The sequence below is a fragment of the Xanthobacter sp. BG11Y11_SDJG genome, assembly GCF_057364445.1.
The window spans coordinates 1-817 of the sequence record NZ_JBNFNU010000787.1; the positions used below are offsets into that span (position 1 = coordinate 1).

The 817-nt window shown below is 74.7% G+C and carries 1 protein-coding gene; it reads left to right on the forward strand.

Annotated features, from left to right (window positions below; all coding sequences use genetic code 11):
* Positions 1–817: penicillin-binding transpeptidase domain-containing protein (locus AC2W7M_RS26530; RefSeq protein WP_486136173.1), on the forward strand; the 817-nt coding region annotated here is incomplete at both ends.

Here is an 817-nt window from a genome sequence, read left to right on the forward strand (position 1 = left end):
GCTGCTGGTGGTGGACCATGCCGGCGCCGAGGTGCGCGCTTATGTGGGCGGCGCCGACTTTTCGGACGCGCACCGCGCGGGCGCGGTGGACCTCGCCCGCGCGGTGCGCTCGCCCGGCTCGACGCTGAAGCCCTTCATCTATGCGCTCGCCTTCGACGACGGCATCGCCCATCCGCAGACGCTGATCGAGGATGCCCCCGCGCGCTTCGGCGCCTGGCGGCCGGAGAATTTCGACTTGACCTATCAGGGCGTCCTGCCGGTGCGGAAGGCGCTGCAATTGTCGCTGAACGTGCCGGCGGTGCGCCTGTTGGAGGCCGTCGGGCCGCAGCGGCTCGCCACCCGCATCAAGGAGACCGGCGCGCGGCTCGAACTGCCGGAGGGCGCCGCCCCCAGCCTGCCCATGGGACTCGGCGGCGTCGGCATCCGCCTCACCGACCTCGCCATGCTCTATTCCGCGCTGGCGCGGGGCGGCCAGACGCTGCCCTTGAAGCTGCGGGCGGAGGCGCCATCGCCGCCCCGCCAGGCCGCCGCGGGCGCTGGTGGGGGAGGTGGCGGCCTGGTACGTGGCCACCAGCCTCCTCGGCACGCCGGCCCCGGACAACGCGCTCAGTGGGCGCATCGCTTTCAAGACCGGAACCTCCTACGGCTATCGCGACGCCTGGGCGGTGGGGGTTCGACGGGCGCCGCACGGTGGCGGTGTGGGGTGGGCCGGCCCGACGGGCGCCCGTGGCCGGATCTCACCGGCCAGCAGCGGCCAGCCCCGCTCCTGCTTCGACGCCTTCGCCCGGATCGTGCGCACCCCCGGCCCCCGCTCGGC